The organism is Pseudokineococcus basanitobsidens (assembly GCF_037482545.1).
Taxonomy (GTDB): domain Bacteria; phylum Actinomycetota; class Actinomycetes; order Actinomycetales; family Quadrisphaeraceae; genus Pseudokineococcus; species Pseudokineococcus basanitobsidens.
Map to the genome: position 1 here is coordinate 1 of NZ_JBBIAA010000017.1, position 17626 is coordinate 17626.

Genomic DNA, 17626 nt, shown 5'->3' on the forward strand with positions numbered 1-17626 from the left:
CCACCCCCGACTGGCATGACCCCCACCGCAAGTACGAAGAGCCGAAAATGGCTCCGTAGGTCGCACTTCGACGACTTCTCGCGGGGAAGTGGCTCCGTAGGTCGCACGTCGACGACTTCACGCGGGGAAGTGGCTCCGTAGGTCGCACGTCGACGACTTCGCGCGGGGAAGTGGCTCCGTCGGTCGCACTTCGACGCCTTCTCGCGGGGAAGCGGCTCCGTTGGCCGCACTTCGACGACTTCGCGCGGGGAAGTGGCTCCGTCGGTCGCACTTCGACGCCTTCTCGCGGGGAAGCGGCTCCGTTGGCCGCACTTCGACGACTTCGCGCGGGGAAGTGGCTCCGTCGGTCGCACTTCGACGCCTTCTCGCGGGGAAGTGGCTCCGTAGGTCGCACGTCGACGACTTCTCGCGGGGCCCGGACCTCGTGGCACGCACCTCGAGGACGTCTCGTGCGTGAGGGGGCCCTGCACGGCACGCCGACGACGTCGCGACGGGGGCGGTGGCTGCTCAGCCGGTGAAGGGCAGGCGGTGGAGCTGCTCGGCGTCCTCGCGGCGCTGCGCCTCCTGGCGGCGGAGCCGGTCGAGGTCGCGGCGGCGGCGTTCGGCGAGCACCGCCGCGAGCACCCGCTCGGGGGGCGCCGAGGCCGGTGGCGGCGGGAAGACGCGCTCGGCGACGTCGGCCCGCAGCATCGCGCCGAGCCGTTCGCGGGACGTCGGGTTGAGACGTCCCCGCCGGGCCAGGAGCTGCCGGCAGGCGAGGGCGAGCGGCGGGGGCAGCGCGCCGACGTCGGCGCTGGCGGCCCAGCCCGCGAGCTCCGGCGGCATCACGACGGCACCGACCTCCTGCCGGGCGGCGCGCTCGCGGACGACGAGCGTGCCGGCCAGCAGGTCGCCGATGCGCTTGCCACGGCGGTTCGCGAGCGCGGTGATGAGCGCCGGCCCGCCCGCGAGCAGCCACAGCTCGAGGACGCCGGTGAGCGCGCGCACCAGCGCGTGCCGGAAGCGCACGGGCCCGCCGTCGTCGCGGACGACCCGGGTGCCGACGACGAGCCGCCCGAGCGACCGGCCACGGGTCAGCGTCTCGACCGCGACGGGCAGGACGACGAAGAGGACGGCGAGCAGCAGGCCGACCACGGTCGCCACCGCCGAGGTGTCGTCGAGCGGCAGCCGCGGGAGGGCGACGACCGCGACGAGGACCCCGACGACGACGACCACGGCGGCGTCGAGGAGGCCGGAGACCAGCCGCAGGGCCGGCGACGCGCGGGGGAGCTCGAGGACGACGGCGTCACCCGTCACCACACCGGTGCCGAGGGCGTGCGCGAGGGCCTCGTCCTCCCAGCGGCCGGCGCCGACCTGCGTGCTCACGCCGCCCATGCTGGCAGGTGGGGCCGTCGCCGTCGCCGTCGCCGTCGCCGCCGCCGGTCGCCGTCCGGCGGCGTCGACGTCCACCCGTCCGGGCCGTCCGCACCGGCGCGCCGCCGCAGGAGGTGCGGGCGTCGGTAGCGTGACGGTGCCCGCGGGAGCCGTGGGTCCGCTCGTCCCGCAGGAGGTGCCCGGTGGACGTCGACGCCTTCGTCGAGGTGCACGAGCCGACGTGGCGGCGGCTGGAGGCGTTGCTCGAGCAGGGGCGGCCCTCCGGGGCGGACGCCGACGAGCTCGTCCGGCTCTACCAGCGCACGGCCACGCACCTGTCGCTCCTGCGGGCCGAGAACCCCGACCCGGTGCTCGTCTCCCGCCTGTCGCGGCTCGTGGCCCGCGCGCGCCACCGGCTCGGCGGGGTCCGCGAGCCCGCCTGGCGCGAGCTCGCCCGCTTCGTGCTGGTGTCCTTCCCCGTCGCGGTCTACCGGGTCCGCCGGCTCGTCGTCGCCATCGGTGTCCTCTTCTGCCTCGTGGGCGCGGCCGTCGCCGTCTGGGTGGCGGGCGACCCGCAGGTGCTCGCGGCGCTGGGCAGCGAGCAGGACGCGCGGCAGTACGTCGAGCGGGACTTCGTCGACTACTACTCGCAGAACACGGCGGCGTCCTTCGCCGGGCAGGTGTGGACCAACAACGCCCGCATCGCCGCGCTCTGCGTCGCGCTCGGCGTCGCCGGGTTCCCGGTCGTCTACCTCCTGGGCGCCAACGCGGTGGGCGTCGGGCAGGCCGCGGGCCTGCTCTTCGCCTACGACCGCGGCGACGTCTTCTTCGCCTTCATCCTCCCGCACGGCTTCCTGGAGCTGACGGCGATCTTCGTCGCCGGCGCCGCCGGCCTCCGGATCTTCTGGGCGTGGGTGGCCCCGGGCCCCCGCACCCGTGCCGACGCGCTCGCGACCGAGGGCCGGGCGCTGTTCACCGTGGCGATCGGGCTCGCCGGCGTGCTGGCGGTCTCGGGCGTCGTCGAGGGCTTCGTCACGCCGGCGCCCTGGCCGACCTGGCTGCGGGTGGGCGTCGGCTTCGGGGTGTTCTGCGCCTTCGTCGTCTACGTCGGCGTCCTCGGCCGTCGCGCCGCCGCGGCGGGCGAGACCGGCGACCTGCGCGCCGGTGACGTGGGGGACCTGGCGCCGACCCGCGGCTGACGCACCCGGACCTCTCCCGGCCGCTCCGGACGCCCGCTCCCCGCCCCTACGCTCGCCGCCCGTGAGCGCATCCCGCCCCCGAGCAGCCGCCGGCCCCGAGGGAGGTGCCGGGGGACCCTTCCGGGGGTGGACGCTCCACGGCGACGGGCGCACCGTCGGGCCGGGCGAGGTCGTCGCGCCGGGGGAGCGGCTGCGGTGGTCGCGCACCGTGCTCGTCGGCGCCCAGCACGTCGTCGCCATGTTCGGCGCGACGTTCCTCGTCCCGCTCATCACGGGGCTGCCGCCGGCGACGACGCTGTTCTTCTCCGCCGTCGGCACGCTGCTGTTCCTGCTCGTCACCGGGGGCCGGCTGCCGAGCTACCTCGGCTCGAGCTTCGCCTTCATCGCACCGATCGGCGCCGCGTCGGCCCAGGGCGGGACGGCGACCGCGCTCGGCGGCGTCGCGCTCACCGGTGTCGCGCTCGCGCTGGTCGGCGGCGTCGTGCACGTCGCGGGGCCACGCTGGGTCGCGGTGCTCATGCCCCCCGCCGTCACCGGGACGATCGTCGCGCTCATCGGGCTCAACCTGGCGCCCAGCGCACGCACGAACGTCGAGGAGGGCCCCGTCACGGCGGTGGTGACGATCGTCGCGGTCGTCGTCGCCACGGTGGCCTTCCGGGGCCTGCTCAGCCGGCTCGGCATCCTGCTGGGCGTGCTCGTCGGGTACGTCGTCGCCCTCGTCCGCGACGAGGTCGACCTCGCCCCGGTGCGCGACGCCGACTGGTTCGGCCTCCCGCCCTTCACCGCCCCGACCTTCGACGTCGCCGTGCTCGGGCTGTTCCTGCCGGTCGTGCTCGTGCTCGTGGCCGAGAACGTCGGGCACGTCACGTCGGTCGCGGCGATGACGGGCGCCGACGTCGAGCGCCTCACCGGCCGCGCGCTCGTGGCAGACGGGGCCGCGACCGTGCTCGCCGGCCTCGGCGGCGGCTCGGGGACGACGACGTACGCGGAGAACATCGGCGTGATGGCCGCGACACGGGTGTACTCGACGGCGGCCTACCTCGTCGCCGGTCTCGCGGCGCTGGCGCTGAGCCTGTCCCCGAAGGTGGGGGCACTCATCGCGACCGTGCCCGCCGGTGTCCTCGGCGGCGCCGCCACCGTGCTCTACGGGCTCATCGGCGTCCTCGGCGCCCGCATCTGGGTGCAGCACCGCGTCGACTTCGGCGACCCCGTGAACCTCGTGACCGCCGGCACCGCGCTCGTGGTCGGCATCGCCGACTACACCCTGGTCGTCGGGGAGCTCAGCTTCGGCGGCATCGCGCTGGGCGCCGCGACCGCCCTCGGCGTCTTCCACGGCATGCGCGGCATCCAACGGCTGCGCGGCACGCGGCCGCCGGACCAGCGGGCCGACGTGGTGGACGCCGCCGAGGCGCCCTGAGCGAGGCGCCCTGACCGAGCCCCGACCGAGCGCTACAGCCTCCCGGCGGCCTTGAGCGCGAGGTAGGCGTCGGCCAGCCGGGGCGGCAGCTCCTCCGGCGTCCCGCGGACGACGTGGACGCCGGCGCGGGAGAGGCGCTCGACGAGACGGTCGGTCTCCAGCAGCGTCCGCTCGGCGGCCGCCGCGTCGTAGACGGCCACCTCGTCGCCGCGGCCGGCGCGCATCTGCGCCAGCCGGGGGTCGGTGACCGAGGCGACGACGACCTGATGGCGCGACGTCAGCTGCCCCAGCACGGGCAGGAGCCCCTCCTCGACGGCGGCGGGCTCCAGCGGCGTCAGCAGGACGACGAGCGCCCGGCGGGTCAGCGACGTGCGCAACGTCCGGACGACGAGCGGCCAGTCGGCCTCCGTGAGGCGAGCCTCCAGCGGCGCCATCGCCTGGACCAGCGCGGGCAGCAGCGCGGCGCCGGTCGCCCGCTCGACCCGCGCGCGCACGCGGCGGTCGACGGCGACGAGGTCGACGCGGTCACCCGCGCGGGACGCCAGCGCGGCCAGCAGCAGCGCCGCGTCGAGGGCGGCGTCCAGGCGCGGGGCGTCGCCGACCCGGCCGGCCGCCGTGCGCGAGGTGTCGAGGACGAGCAGCACCCGCCGGTCCCGCTCCGGGCGCCACGTGCGCACGACGAGCTCCTGGCGCCGGGCGGTGGCCCGCCAGTCGATGGAGCGGACGTCGTCGCCCTCGACGTAGTCGCGCAGGCTGTCGAACTCCGTGCCCTGCCCCCGCACCTGGACGGCCGAGCGGCCCTCGAGGTCGCGCAGCCGCGCGAGCCGGCTCGGCAGGTGCCGCCGCGAGCGGAAAGGGGGCAGCACGCGCACGGACGCCGGGACGTCCCGCGACCGCTGCCGGGCGGCGACGCCGAGCGGGCCGAGCGCGCGCACCGTGACGCGGTCGGCCTCCCGGTCGCCCCGGCGGGTCGGGCGCAGCGACGTGACCAGGCGGCGCCGCTCCCCGGCCGGCACGTCGAGGGCGTGCCGGTCCTCGCCCGAGCCCGCCGACGGCGGCCACGCGTCGCGGACGACGCCGCGCAGGCGCCGGCGACCGGGGTTCGTGACGAGCAGCTCGCTCGTCGTCGCCTCCCCGAGGCGCAGCGCCTCGGGGACCCGGCGCTCCAGCGCCAGCGCCCGCGGCGAGGCCGCCAGCAGCAGGTCGGCCCCGACGGCGAGCACGACGACGAGCGCCCACGCCGCGGCCGGGACCCACCCGGGCAGCAGCGCGACCGGCACCGCCCCGAGGGCGACGAGCAGGACGAGTCGTCCGGTGACGGCCACGGGCGGCCCTCAGCGGGGCACGGCGACGCCGGCGAGCACGCTCGCCAGGACGGCGTCCACCGTCACGCCCTCGAGCTCGGCCTCCGGGCGCAGCTGCACGCGGTGGCCGAGCGTCGCGGGCGCGAGGGCCTTGACGTCGTCGGGCGTCACGTAGTCGCGGCCCTGCAGCCAGGCCCAGGCGCGGCTCGTCGCGAGCAGCATCGTCGCGCCGCGCGGGGAGACCCCGAGCGACAACGACGGCGCCTCGCGCGTCGCGCGGCAGACGTCGACGACGTAGCCGAGCACCTCGGGCGCCACCCGCACCGCCGTGACGGCGCGCGCGCCGGCGGCCAGGTGCTCGGGCCCCGCGACGGGGCGCAGCCCCGCGGCGGCGAGGTCGCGCGGGTCGAAGCCGCCGGCGTGCCGCTGCAGCACCTCCAGCTCGGCCTCCCGCGCGGGCAGCGGCAGCCGCAGCTTGAGGAGGAACCGGTCGAGCTGCGCCTCGGGCAGCGGGTAGGTGCCCTCCTGCTCGACGGGGTTCTGCGTCGCCGCGACGACGAAGGGCCGGGGCAGCAGCCGGGGGCGCCCGTCGACGGTCACCTGCCGCTCCTCCATCGCCTCGAGCAGCGAGGCCTGCGTCTTCGGCGGCGTGCGGTTGACCTCGTCCGCCAGCAGCAGGTTCGTGAAGACGGGCCCCTCGCGGAAGACGAGGTCGGAGACGCCGGCGTCGTAGACGAGCGAGCCCGTGACGTCGCCGGGCATGAGGTCGGGCGTGAACTGCACGCGCGCCGTCCCCAGCCGCAGCGAGGCGGCCAGCGCGCGCACGAGCAGCGTCTTCGCCGTCCCCGGCACGCCCTCGAGCAGGACGTGCCCGCGGCACAGGAGCGCGACGACGAGGCCGGTGACGGCGACGTCCTGGCCGACGACGGCCTTGCCGACCTCGGTGCGCACGGCCCGCAGGGCGTCGCGGGCCTCGTCCGCCGAGGGCAGGCCGGGCTCGTGGGCGGGCTCACCGGCGGGCTCGACGGGCCGGCCCGCCGGCGCGGCGGCGTCGGGCACCGGGGGAGGCGGGCTGTCGGGGTGGTGGGTCGGCTCGGTCACGAGCGTCGGACCTCCTTCTCGAGGGCGTCGAGGTCGTCGGCCAGGGCGACGAGCCCGCGGTCGTCGGTGGGGGCGGGGGAGCGGTACAGGGCGTCGACGTCGGCGGCGGGGCGGCCGGACGACGCGGCGGCGGCGGTGACGACGGCCGTGGTGGCCGCCGGGCCGGTGCCGGACGGCACGCCGAGGCGCTCGGCGAGCCGGGACAGGGACGCCGCCCGCAGCGTGGCGGCCGCGTGGTCGCGGGCGCCGGCGGAGCGGTAGAGGCGGGCGCGCCCCTCGACGGTCTCGGAGGCGCGCACGACGACGGGCAGCCGCTCCGGCACGAGGCGGCCCAGCCGCCGGCCCCGCCACAGCAGCAGCACCAGGGCGGCGACGACGAGCACCTGGCCGGCGCGCACGAGGCCGCGCGGGACGAGCGCCGAGAGCGGTGCCGGCCCGTCGGCGGACAGGCCGGGGTCGAGGGGGTCCGGCAGGTACCAGACGAGCGTCGGGTCCGCCCCGAGGGTGCGCAGCGCCAGCGCCGCGTTCCCGCTCTCGGCGACGGCCTCGTTCGTCAGCACCTCGGGCTGCCCGAGGACGACGACGCGGCCCCGGGCGCCGTCGCCGCCCGCGCCGGCGTCCACGACGACGTAGGGCGCACCGCCGAAGGGCAGCCCGTAGCACGACGTCACGGCCGGGTCCTCGTCGTCGCGGGGCTCCACGAGGGAGCCGCCCCCCGTGGCGTCCCCGGCGGCCTGCGCGGCGGGCAGGGCGCACTGCGGCGGGACGTCGTCCGCCGTCTCGACGTCGTCCGCCGGGCGCAGGGACGGCGCCAGGGCCGCCAGGACGTCCTCGTCCGGGGTGACGAGCAGCAGGTCGGCGCCGGAGCCCGCCAGGTCCTCCAGCTGCGACGGCCCGAGCGGCGACGTCGGGACCAGCAGGACGGCGCTCTCCTCGGGGCCGGCAGCACGCACCGCGTCGACGGTGGCGCTCGTCGTCGTCGTCCGGACGACGTCCACGCCGAGGTCGTCGAGCACCTGCGCCACGGCGCGCGAGCCGCCGGGGGTCGGGCTGGCGGGGTCGAGGTCGGCGTCCGTGGTCCCGAGGGAGGAGAGGACGAGACCGGCCAGGACGAGGAGCCCGAGGACCACGAGGAGCACGGTGCTGCGCCGCGGTTGCCGCGGGCGTCCGCGGGCCGCGGGAGCCCCGGGGGCCTCGGGGGCCCCGGGGCCCGCGACGTCGCCGGAGGTGCCCGCGGCGGGGCGCGTCGTCACGGGCATCAGCGCGGCGCGCCGTCTTGCGCGGCGGGGGCGACCTCGCGGGCCGGGCGGGCGGCCCGCACGCGCGCGTCGAGGGCCCGCAGGCGCGCGTCGTCGTCGGCGCTGCCGGGGGCCGAGCCGTAGACCACGTCCTCGAAGGTGCGCGCCCCGGCGCGCAGGTCCTCCGCCACGCCGGGCAGCGCGGCGCCCATCTCGGCGGCCGCCTCGGTCGACGTCCGGCCGGGGCGCTCGTCGAGCAGGACGCGCTCCTCGGCCCCGCGCACGACGGCGCGGAAGCGCTCGGCCACGGCCCCAGGCCAGTCCCGTGCGGCGGCGCGCTCGTCGGCCGCGCGACGGTGCTCGTCGGCGCTCCGGCGGCTCGTGCCCCCGAAGACCTCGACGGGCTCCGCACGGCGCCGGCGGCGCAGGACGACCTGCCCGGCCACGCGCAGCGCGACCAGGACGAGCGCGGCGACGACGACCACGACGACGACGTCGACGACGGGCCCGGCGTCGAGGTTGTCCGGGAGGAGCTCGCCGAGCCGCTCGAGCAGCCAGGTCAGCGCCCGCCGCAGCAGGGACGGCTGCGCCTCCTGGTAGACGCCCCCCGACAGCTCGCGCAGCAGGAGGTCCTGCGCCTCCTCGCGGGAGACGTCCCCGGGCGGCGGCACGGCCAGGGCCCGACCGGCGACCAGCGCGGTCAGGGCGACGCCTCGGCGGCGCGGGCCAGCTCGACGTCGAGCCCCTCCTGGCGGATCCGCAGGTCGGTGTAGAGCAGCGCGGTGACCGCGGAGACGAAGGGGACGACGAGGATGCTCGCCACCGTGGAGAACAGCAGCGTGACGAGGGTGGCGACGGCCGACGGGCCGGCGCCGGCGCCGAGCGCGCCCACCACGCCGCTGATGAGCGCCGCCGGCCCGACGAGCACGGCCTGGGCCAGCCCGGCCACGACGGTGGTCAGCAGGAGGACGCCGAGCACGCGCCACCAGGTGCCCCTGACGAGCGAGCTGCTGCGGCGCAGCGAGTCGACGACCCGGCGCCGCTCGAGCAGGAGGACGACGGCCGCGAAGGCCCACCGGACGTAGAGCCACACCGTCAGGACGACGCCGGCGAGGAGCCCGACCACGAGGCCCGCGGCCCCGGCGCCGTCCGAGCCGGACAGGAAGGCCAGCGCCCCGACGGCGACGGGCGCCAGGACGACGAGCCCCAGCAGGAGCCCCTGCAGCAGCGAGAGCCCCACGAGGGCCAGGAGACGCCCCTTGACGCGGTGCCACAGCTCGCCGCCGCGGATCTCGCGGCCGACGACCGAGCCGCTGACGGACAGCACGAGCAGGCCCGTGAGGGCGGTGGTCGCGAGGAAGCTGACGATCGTCGTCACCGGGTCGGCGCCCGTGAAGCTGGTCGCGGTGAAGGCGACGTCACCCTGGCCGGCGCCGGCGCCGGCCAGGGTGTCGTTGAAGAAGCCGGCGACGGCGCCCCCGAAGAGCGGTGTGAGCAGCAGGGAGAGGACCGCGACGCCGCCGAAGACGACCGCCGAGACGCCGAGCATCACCTTCGGGTTGGCGCTGATGGCGCGGAAGCCGCCCTCGAAGAGCTCGAAGACCCCGAGCGGGCGCAGCGGCACGATGCCCGGGCGCTGCGGCGCCGACCAGGCGGGACCCGCACCGGGGGGCGGCCCCCAGCCGGCCCCGGCCGACGAGCCGCCGACGGCAGGTCCGCCGTCCGCCGGGGGACCGGCCGACCACGGGGGAGCACCGCTCGGCTCCTGTCCCCCGCCGTCGCTCCCGCGGGGGCCTTCGGGGCGGCCGGGAGCTGCCCATCCCTGGTCCTGGCTCATGGCGGCGCGGTCCTCCTCGTGGCGGCGGGTCGCCCAGGTCGGCGGGTCGCCGATGCTCCCACGTCCACCCCGCCCGGCGCGGGGCGACGCGGCCGCCCGCCCCGGGCGGGTCAGCCCCGACCGGCCCGCCGGCGACGGGTCAGCTCGCGGTCCCGAGCCCCCGGTAGCTCCAGCCGGCCTCGCGCCACGCCTGCGCGGGCAGGCAGTTGCGGGCGTCGATGACCGTCGGCCGCGCCGCCGCGACCTCCAGGAGCGCCACCGGGTCCGCGGTGCGGAACTGCGGCCACTCCGTGAGCACGAGGACGACGTCCGCGCCCGCGACGGCCTCCTCGGTGGACGTGCCGAAGGTCAGCGACGGGAAGACGCGGCGCCCGGTCTCGCCCGCCTCGGGGTCGTGGACGACGACCTGCGCCCCCCGCAGGTGCAGGCCGGCGGCGACGTTGAGGGCGGGGGAGTCGCGCACGTCGTCGGTGTCCGGCTTGAACGCGGCGCCGAGCACGCCGATGCGCCGGTTCAGGACGCTCCCGCCGCAGGTCTGCACCGCCATGTCGATGACCCGCTGCCGCTGGCGCATGTTGATCTCGTCCACGTCCTGCATGAAGGAGACGAGCGAGTCGGCGCCGAGCTCGCCGGCGCGGTGCATGAGCGCGCGGATGTCCTTGGGCAGGCACCCGCCGCCGAACCCGAGGCCGGCGTTGAGGAAGCCGCGGCCGATCCGGACGTCGTGGCCCAGGGCGTCGGCCAGCTGCGTCACGTCGGCGCCGGCCTTGTCGCACACCTGCGAGATCGCGTTGATGAAGCTGATCTTCGTCGCGAGGAAGGCGTTGGCCGAGACCTTGACGAGCTCCGCGGTCGGCAGGTCCGTGACGATGAACGGCGTGCCCGCGTCCACGGAGGACGCGTACACCCGGCGGAGCAGGTCCTCGCCCCAGGCCGAGGCGCCGCCGACGACGACCCGGTCGGGACGCAGGGTGTCGGCCACCGCCTTGCCCTCGCGCAGGAACTCCGGGTTCCACGCGAGCTCGACGCGCAGGCCCGACGGCGCCGTCTCGCGCACGCGCTGCGCCATCCGCGCGCCGGTGCCGACGGGGACCGTCGACTTGCCCACGAGCAGGGCGTCGTGGGTCAGGTGCCGGGCGAGGCCCTCGAAGGCCGCCTCGACGTAGCGCAGGTCCGCGCCGTTGGAGCCGGGCCGCTGGGGGGTCCCGACGCACACGAAGTGGACGTCGGCGAAGGCGGCGGCCTCGGCGAGGTCCGTGGTGAAGCGCAGGCGGCCGGACTCGACGCCGCGCACGAGCAGCTCGGGCAACCCGGGCTCGTAGAACGGGACCTTGCCGGCGGACAGCGCCTCCACCTTGGCCGGGTCGACGTCGACGCCGACGACCTCGAAGCCCAGCTCGGCCATCGCCGCCGCGTGCGTGGCGCCGAGGTAGCCGGTGCCGATGACGCTGATGCGCGGCCGTCCTCCGTCGGCGGGGAGGTGGGCGGGCATGGCGGCGGTGGCCTCGGTCATGGCGGGCGGTGTCCTCCGGGTCGGCTGGCGTCGGGCGCGCGCCGTCGCGCCCCGAGAGCATGCCACCGGTGGCGCCCTGGCAGGCGCAGGCGGACGACGCGCGGGGCGCCGGGACCTCGGGCCGGCGGCCGCCGGTGCCACCATGGTGCCCATGACCCCTCGCGTCCTCGTGGTCGACGACGACACCGCGCTCGCGGAGATGATCGGCATCGTGCTGCGGGGGGAGGGCATCACGCCCTCCTTCTGCGCGGACGGCACGGGTGCCCTGGCGGCCTTCCGGGAGGGCAAGCCGGACCTCGTGCTGCTCGACCTCATGCTGCCGGGCGTCGACGGCATCGAGGTGTGCCGGCGCATCCGGGCCGAGTCGGACGTCCCGATCGTCATGCTCACCGCGCGCAGCGACACGACCGACGTGGTCGCCGGGCTCGAGTCCGGTGCCGACGACTACGTGCCGAAGCCCTTCAAGCCGAAGGAGCTCGTCGCCCGCGTGCGGGCGCGGCTGCGCCGCAGCGAGGACGAGGTGCCGGAGACGCTGCGCACCGGTGACCTCGTCATCGACGTCGCGGGGCACAGCGTCACCCGCGGGGAGCGGCAGATCTCCCTCACGCCGCTGGAGTTCGACCTGCTCGCCGCGCTGGCGCGCAAGCCGTGGCAGGTCTTCACCCGCGAGGTGCTGCTCGAGCAGGTCTGGGGCTACCGGCACCAGGCCGACACCCGCCTGGTCAACGTCCACGTGCAGCGGCTGCGCAGCAAGATCGAGCACGACCCCGAGCACCCGGAGATCGTCCTCACCGTCCGCGGCGTGGGCTACCGGGCCGGTGCGGTGGCGCCCGACGCCGGGCCGGCGCCCGACGGTGCCGACCCGGGCTCCCTGCAGGGCCCCGGCGCCCCGGGGGCCTGAGCGCCGTGGCGCGGGGGGTGCCCGCGGGCGCCCCGACCGGGGGGCGGGAGCGGCACGGCCGTGTCCCGGTGGTGGTCCGGCGGGCCGCCGGGGCGGCGGCGCAGCGGTGGCGGCGCTCGCTGCAGCTGCGGGTCGTCGGCCTGACGGTGGTGCTGTGCCTGCTCACCATGGTCGTCGTCGGCGGCTTCCTCGCCGACGCCATCGGGGAGCGCCTGTTCGACGCCCGCCAGGAGCAGGCGTTCGGCGAGGCCGCCGAGGGGGCGGCGGCCTTCCAGGAACGGCTGGACCAGGCGGACGTGCCCACCGTCGTCGAGCTGCAGCAGTTCCTCAACGACAACCAGGAGGCGCTCGCCTCCGTCGGCGGCGGCGCCTCCCGGGGGTTCCTGCTGCTGCGGGACCCGGAGAACACCGCCACGTCGACGGTCACCGGCCTGGCGAGCGCCGGGCTGACCCAGGAGCTGCTGCCCGACGAGCTGCGCGTGGCGGTCGAGGACAAGCCCACGCAGCAGTCCGCTCCCGTGGCGCTCCCGACCGCGGACGGCACCGAGCCCGGCCTGGCCGTCGGCCAGCGGGTGGACCTCGCGCTCGCGGGCCAGTACGAGCTCTACTTCGTCGTCGACCTCCGGCAGGAGCAGTCGACCCTCGACGCCGTCCAGCGCGTGATCGCCGTCGGCGGGCTGCTGCTCGTCCTGCTCATCGGCGGCATCGTCTCCGTCGTCACGCGCGTCGTCGTCCGCCCGGTGCGCGCCGCGGCCGGCGCCGCGTCACGGCTGTCGGCGGGGGAGCTCGACCAGCGGCTCGACGTGCGCGGCGAGGACGACCTCGCGCTGCTGGGGCGCACGTTCAACGAGATGGCGTCCTCGCTGCAGCGCCAGATCACCCAGCTCGCCGAGCTCTCCCGCCTCCAGCAGCGCTTCGTCTCCGACGTCTCGCACGAGCTGCGGACGCCGCTGACGACCATGCGGATGGCCGGGGAGGTCCTCCACGAGGCGCGCGACGACCTCGACCCGGCGGCGCGCCGGTCGGCCGAGCTCCTCATGACTCAGCTCGACCGCTTCGAGGCGCTGCTCGCCGACCTCCTGGAGATGAGCCGGTTCGACGCCGGCGCCGCGGCGGTCGACACGGAGGTCGTCGACCTCGGGGTGCTCGTGCGGCGCGTCGTCGAGCACGCCGAGCCCGTCGCGGACGCCCAGGGGGTGCCCGTCTCCGCGCACGTGCCCGAGCTGCCCGTCACGGCCGAGGTGGAGGCGCCGCGGGTCGAGCGCATCGTGCGCAACCTCGTCCTCAACGCGGTCGAGCACGCCGAGGGCCGGCCCGTCGAGGTGCTCCTCGCGGGGGACGAGCAGGCGGTCGCCGTCCTCGTGCGCGACCACGGCGTCGGGCTGCGCCCCGAGGACGCCGAACGGGTCTTCGACCGCTTCTGGCGCGCGGACCCGGCCCGGGCACGGACCACGGGGGGCAGTGGCCTCGGCCTCGCGATCTCCTCGGAGGACGCCCAGCTGCACGGCGGCCGCCTGGAGGTCGTGGGACGCCCCGGCGTCGGCGCCGCCTTCCGGCTGCTCCTGCCGCGCGTGCTCGGCGGTCCCGTCGGCCTCGCCCCCCTCGCGATGCCCGACGACCTCGCGCCCGACGTGCCGCCGGACGACCCGACGGCACCGAGCGTGCTCGTCGAGGGCCTGCCCGGGGTGGTCCTCGTGCCGTCGGCCGCCGGCTCGCCCGGTGCCTGGGGCGACGCCGGGGCCGAGGCGGCCGCCGACGCCATCGCCACCGCCTCGCTGCCCGTCGTGCCCCCACCGGTGGCCCGTCGTGGGTGAGCGCGCGGTCCCCGGCCGGGAGCGACGGCTCCGCCGGGCGGCGGCGGCCACGCTCCTGCCCGTCCTGCTCCTGCTCGCCGGGTGCGTCGACCTGCCGAGCCAGGGGCCCGTGGTCGCCGGTCTGGCCCCCGGCGCCGAGCCCGCCCCGCGCTTCGTGGCCGCCGGGCCCGCACCCGGGGCGTCCCCGGTCGCCGTCGTCGAGGGCTTCCTGCGCGCGTCGGCCGCCTTCGACGACGACTACCCGGTCGCCCGGTCCTACCTGGCGCCGAGCTCGGCGCGCTCCTGGCGGCCGACGACGCAGGTCGTCGTGGTCTCCGCGCGGGGCCTCGTCGTGGGCGGCGGCGGCGGCCCGCAGCTCTCCGAGACCGACGGCGCCCCGGCGGCGACGCCGACGTCGGGGGCGGTCCGCACGGTGTCGGTCAGCGCACCGCTCGAGGGGGTCGTGGACGCCCGCGGTCGCTGGACGACCGCCGGCAGCGGTGCCTCCTACGCGGTCGACCTGGACGTCGTGCGGGTGGAGGGCGAGTGGCGCATCGACCGGCCGCCGGACGAGGTCGTCCTCGGCCGCGACGTCTTCTCCCAGCTCTACGTGCCGTTCGAGCTGCAGTGGCTGACCCCCTCCCGCGACGCGCTCGTCCCCGAGGTGCGGTGGTTCCCCGGGCGGTCGCCCAGCGCCACGCTGCTGGTCTCGGAGCTGCTCGCGGGGCCCTCGCCGTGGCTGGCGGACGCCGTGACCACCGCCGTCCCGGACGGGGCCGTCCTGCTCAGCGAGCCCCCGGCCGTGCCGCTGGACGACCGCGGCCGCGCCGTCGTCGACCTCAGCGAGGAGGCGCGCGCCGCGAGCGCCCCCGACCGGGTGCTGATGCAGGCGCAGCTGGAGGCGACGCTGCGCGGCGTGCCGGGCGTCCAGGGCGTGCAGCTGTCCGCCGAGGGGAGCGCCCTGGACGTGCCGCGCGCCGACCCCGACCTCCTGGACGACCCGGTCGTCGTGGACCCCCCGGTCGTCCTCTCCGGGGGGCGCGTCGCCCGCCTCGACGGCGACGGGGCCGAGGTCGTGCCGGGGCTGCTCGACGTCTCCACGCTGCTGCCGAGCGACCCCGCCGTCGGGGTCGACGGGCTCGTGGCCGTGCTCGTCCAGCAGCGCAGCCAGCTGCTCGTCGGCCGGCCGGACGCCGAGGACGACGGGCTGCGCACCGTCCTGTCGGGCGCCGACCTCGTGCCCCCCAGCGTGGACCGACGTGGGTGGGTGTGGTCGACCCCGGCCCGCGCGCGGGGCCAGGTCGTCGCGGTCGACGACGGGGGCCGGCTCGTGCGGGTGGCGGCGCCCTGGCTCGACGGGCGCCGCGTGCTCGCCCTGCGCGTCTCCCGCGACGGGGCCCGCGCCGCGGTCGTCTCGACGGACGGCGCGAGCACCCGCCTGGACGTGGCGGGGGTCGTGCGCTCGGCGGCCGACGGCGGTGCGCCCGTCCGGCTCGACGTCCCGGACTCCCCGCCCGTGCCGGGCCTGGAGGAGGCCACCGACGTGACCTGGGTGGACTCGACGCAGGTGGCCCTCCTCGGACGTGCGGAGGGGGAGGAGGGCACCCGGCTCCTGCTCGCGCGGGTCGACGGCTCCCGCGTGCAGAGCGCCGCGGCACCGGACGGGGTCCGGCGCCTCACCGCGGCCACCGGCCCGGGCACCGTGCTGCTCGACGCACCGGGCGGCGGGGTCCTCGCCCGCTCGGGGCGGGCGTGGGTCCTGCGTCCGGGCTCCGAGAGCGCGACCGACCCCAGCTACCCCGGCTGAGCGTCACGCCCGCACCACCGACGACCCGACGACCCGACGACCGGACGACCGAGGCCAGGGCCCCGCGGGCGCACCGGGGCTGTGGACGTCGTCGCCCGTCCACAGCCCCGCGCGGTCGCGCGGCGTGGCGCGGGGCCGGACGGCAGGCTCGGTCCGTGGTCACCGCAGGCCGTCGTGCCGCCCCGCCGGGACCGGTCGCCGGCGCCCTCGGCGCGCTCGCCCGGGCCGTGTGGCCCGTGGCCTGCCCCGGCTGCGGGCTCCCGGACGTCGCCGTGTGCGACGGCTGCCGCCGCTCGCTCCTCGGCCCTGCGCCGGTCGTCGCGCCGTCTGCGGCGGGCACGCCTCCCGTCCGGGCGGGCGCGGCGTACGAGGGACCGGCACGACGGCTGCTGCTGGCCTGGAAGGAGCAGGGACGCCACGACCTGGCGCCGCTGCTCGCCGACGCCCTCCGGCGCGCGGGCTCGGGCGCGCTCCCGCCGGACGTCGTGACCACGCGCGGCGTCGCGCGCCCGTGCGGGCGACGGCCGAGGGGGCGGCCCCTCGGGCTCGTGCCGATGCCCTCCCGGGGGTCGGCGGTGCGCGCCCGCGGCGACGACCTCGTCGCCGACCTGGCGCGACGGTGGGCGAGGGTGCTGCGCGCCGGTGGTCGGCCCGTGGTCGTGGCTCCCGTCCTCGCGCTGCGCGCCGGCGCGGGCGACCAGGTGGGCCGGGGCGCCGCCGCCCGCGCGGCCGCCCGCAGCGGCGCCCTGCGCCTGCGCGGGGCCGCTCCGGCGACGTGCGTGCTCGTCGACGACGTCGTGACGACGGGGTCGACGCTGTCCGAGGCGGCGGCGGTCCTGGGGCGCGGGGGCGCGACCGTGCTCGGCGCGGTCGTCGTGCTGGCGACGCCGCCACCCCGGGGTGCCGGCCCCCGGTACCGCGGATCGGTGGCGAACCCTCCGTGAACGGACGTCACAGCCTGCTGCTGCCGCGCGATGACCGCCTCGGGGTGCCGCACGGCGCGGGTGGGCGCTAGCGTCCCGACATGGAGCCGCGCTGGACGAGCCCCGAGGCGGTCGTCGGGCCGCGCGGGGTCCGCCGGGTCGGGCGCGTGCCCCCCGGGCTCCGTCGCCCGGGGGCACGACCGACGTCGCCGGCAGCCCCGAGGTCGCCGGCAGCCCCGAGGTCGCCGGCGGGCCCGACGTCGCAGGCGGACCCCGGGGGGGACGTGGGGCCCACGTCGTCCGGCCGGGGCGCAGACCGCCCGCTGCCGCTCCTGCCTCCCCGTCGTGCCGTCCCGCGCACGACCGAGGAGGTGGTGCCGACCGCTCGAGCGACCGCTGCCCCCGCCTGAGGCCGGCAGCGGGTCGGTGCACCACGCCCCCCACGCAGGAGGACCCATGGAGATCACGCTCACCACTCGTCACACCACCGTCCCGGAGCGCTTCCGGCGGCACCTGGAGGACAAGCTCGCGAAGGTCGAGCAGGTCGCCCCCCGGGCCGACCGGCTCGACGTCGTGATCAGCCACGAGACGAACCCGCGCCAGCCGCAGAGCTGCGAGCGCGTCGAGCTGACGCTGCGTCACCGGCGCGAGGTGGTGCGGGCCGAGGCGTGCGCCGACGACGCGCACGGGGCGCTGGACCTCGCCGAGGAGAAGCTCATGGAGCGCCTGCGCCGGCTGCGGGACCGGCGCAAGGTCCACCACGGGCGGCAGACGCCGTCGTCGGTGCGCGGCATGCCCTCCGAGGGTGCCGTGCCGCCGGTGGCGGCCGTGCCGCCGGCGGGTGGTGCCGACGCGGTGGAGCCGCCGCCCGCGGCCGTCGGCACCCTGGGCGCGGGCGAGGACCCCGACGAGCACGGCCTGGCGGAGTCCGTCGGCGAGTCCCCCGTGCGCATCCGGGAGAAGACGCACCTCGCGCACCCGATGAGCGTCGACGAGGCCCTCGCCCAGATGGAGGCGCTCGGCCACGACTTCTACCTCTTCCTGTGCCGGGCGACCGGGGCGGTGAGCCTGGTCTACCGGCGGCGCGGCTGGAGCTACGGCGTGATCCGGCTGGACGAGGCGCCGGCGGAGGTGCCGCAGGACGCGGTGCCCTCCGACGCCACCGCCCGCATCGGCGCGTAGCCGGTGGCAGCAGGCCCGGCGCGGCGGGGACCGTCGCGGGGGGGGGGGGGGGGGGGGG

The 17626-nt window shown here is 77.8% G+C and carries 13 protein-coding genes and 1 pseudogene; 7 read left to right on the forward strand and 7 right to left on the reverse strand.

Going from position 1 to position 17626, the window contains the following annotated elements; all coding sequences use genetic code 11:
- Positions 1 to 507 precede the first annotated feature (507 nt).
- Complete coding sequence (locus WDZ17_RS12675) at positions 508 to 1365, reverse strand: RDD family protein (RefSeq protein ID WP_339575528.1); 858 nt, start codon at positions 1363 to 1365, stop codon at positions 508 to 510.
- Between the two features lie 191 nt (positions 1366 to 1556).
- Here WDZ17_RS12675 and WDZ17_RS12680 point away from each other — a divergent pair, with 191 nt between their 5' ends.
- Entirely contained in the window at positions 1557 to 2552 is a 996-nt protein-coding gene (locus WDZ17_RS12680) for a stage II sporulation protein M (RefSeq protein ID WP_339575529.1), read from the forward strand.
- Between the two features lie 61 nt (positions 2553 to 2613).
- Positions 2614 to 3969 carry a uracil-xanthine permease family protein gene (locus WDZ17_RS12685; RefSeq protein ID WP_339575530.1) on the forward strand — a complete coding sequence of 452 codons (1356 nt, stop codon included), beginning with the start codon at positions 2614 to 2616 and terminating at the stop codon, positions 3967 to 3969.
- A 32-nt stretch (positions 3970 to 4001) separates the two neighbouring features.
- Here WDZ17_RS12685 and WDZ17_RS12690 read toward each other — a convergent pair whose 3' ends face one another.
- The 6 genes from WDZ17_RS12690 to WDZ17_RS12715 form a co-directional block, all read right to left on the reverse strand.
- A complete protein-coding gene (locus tag WDZ17_RS12690; RefSeq protein WP_339575531.1) occupies positions 4002 to 5294 on the reverse strand; it encodes a DUF58 domain-containing protein in 1293 nt (430 codons plus the stop codon).
- Between the two features lie 9 nt (positions 5295 to 5303).
- Positions 5304 to 6263 (reverse strand): AAA family ATPase, encoded by a 960-nt coding sequence (locus WDZ17_RS12695; protein ID WP_422631982.1) that lies wholly within the window; start codon positions 6261 to 6263, stop codon positions 5304 to 5306.
- Positions 6264 to 6370: 107 nt separating this feature from the next.
- Entirely contained in the window at positions 6371 to 7627 is a 1257-nt protein-coding gene (locus WDZ17_RS12700; RefSeq protein WP_339575533.1) for a DUF4350 domain-containing protein, read from the reverse strand.
- 5 nt (positions 7628 to 7632) lie between these two features.
- Complete coding sequence (locus WDZ17_RS12705; protein ID WP_339575534.1) at positions 7633 to 8283, reverse strand: DUF4129 domain-containing protein; 651 nt, start codon at positions 8281 to 8283, stop codon at positions 7633 to 7635.
- A gap of 29 nt (positions 8284 to 8312) precedes the next feature.
- On the reverse strand, positions 8313 to 9449 hold the full coding sequence (locus WDZ17_RS12710) for a DUF7847 domain-containing protein (protein ID WP_339575535.1): 1137 nt from the start codon (positions 9447 to 9449) through the stop codon (positions 8313 to 8315).
- Between the two features lie 139 nt (positions 9450 to 9588).
- On the reverse strand, positions 9589 to 10962 hold the full coding sequence (locus tag WDZ17_RS12715) for a UDP-glucose dehydrogenase family protein (RefSeq protein ID WP_339575536.1): 1374 nt from the start codon (positions 10960 to 10962) through the stop codon (positions 9589 to 9591).
- A gap of 151 nt (positions 10963 to 11113) precedes the next feature.
- On the opposite strand from WDZ17_RS12715, the pseudogene mtrA reads away from it, so the two are divergent.
- From mtrA to hpf, 5 genes and pseudogenes are all read left to right on the forward strand, one after another.
- Positions 11114 to 11782 (forward strand): annotated as a pseudogene (gene mtrA, locus WDZ17_RS12720) (MtrAB system response regulator MtrA); the annotation flags it as partial.
- 149 nt (positions 11783 to 11931) lie between these two features.
- Positions 11932 to 13677 carry an MtrAB system histidine kinase MtrB gene (gene mtrB, locus WDZ17_RS12725; RefSeq protein WP_339575537.1) on the forward strand — a complete coding sequence of 582 codons (1746 nt, stop codon included), beginning with the start codon at positions 11932 to 11934 and terminating at the stop codon, positions 13675 to 13677.
- The gene (locus tag WDZ17_RS12730; RefSeq protein ID WP_339575538.1) at positions 13670 to 15463 is read left to right on the forward strand and encodes an LpqB family beta-propeller domain-containing protein; all 1794 of its coding nucleotides are present in this window, start codon (positions 13670 to 13672) and stop codon (positions 15461 to 15463) included. Before mtrB ends, WDZ17_RS12730 begins: the two co-directional genes overlap by 8 nt.
- Positions 15464 to 15618: 155 nt before the next feature.
- Positions 15619 to 16407: a ComF family protein gene (locus WDZ17_RS12735; protein ID WP_339575539.1), complete on the forward strand. Its 789-nt coding sequence runs from the start codon at positions 15619 to 15621 to the stop codon at positions 16405 to 16407.
- Between the two features lie 435 nt (positions 16408 to 16842).
- Entirely contained in the window at positions 16843 to 17568 is a 726-nt protein-coding gene (gene hpf, locus WDZ17_RS12740) for a ribosome hibernation-promoting factor, HPF/YfiA family (protein ID WP_339575540.1), read from the forward strand.
- Positions 17569 to 17626: the final 58 nt, after the last annotated feature.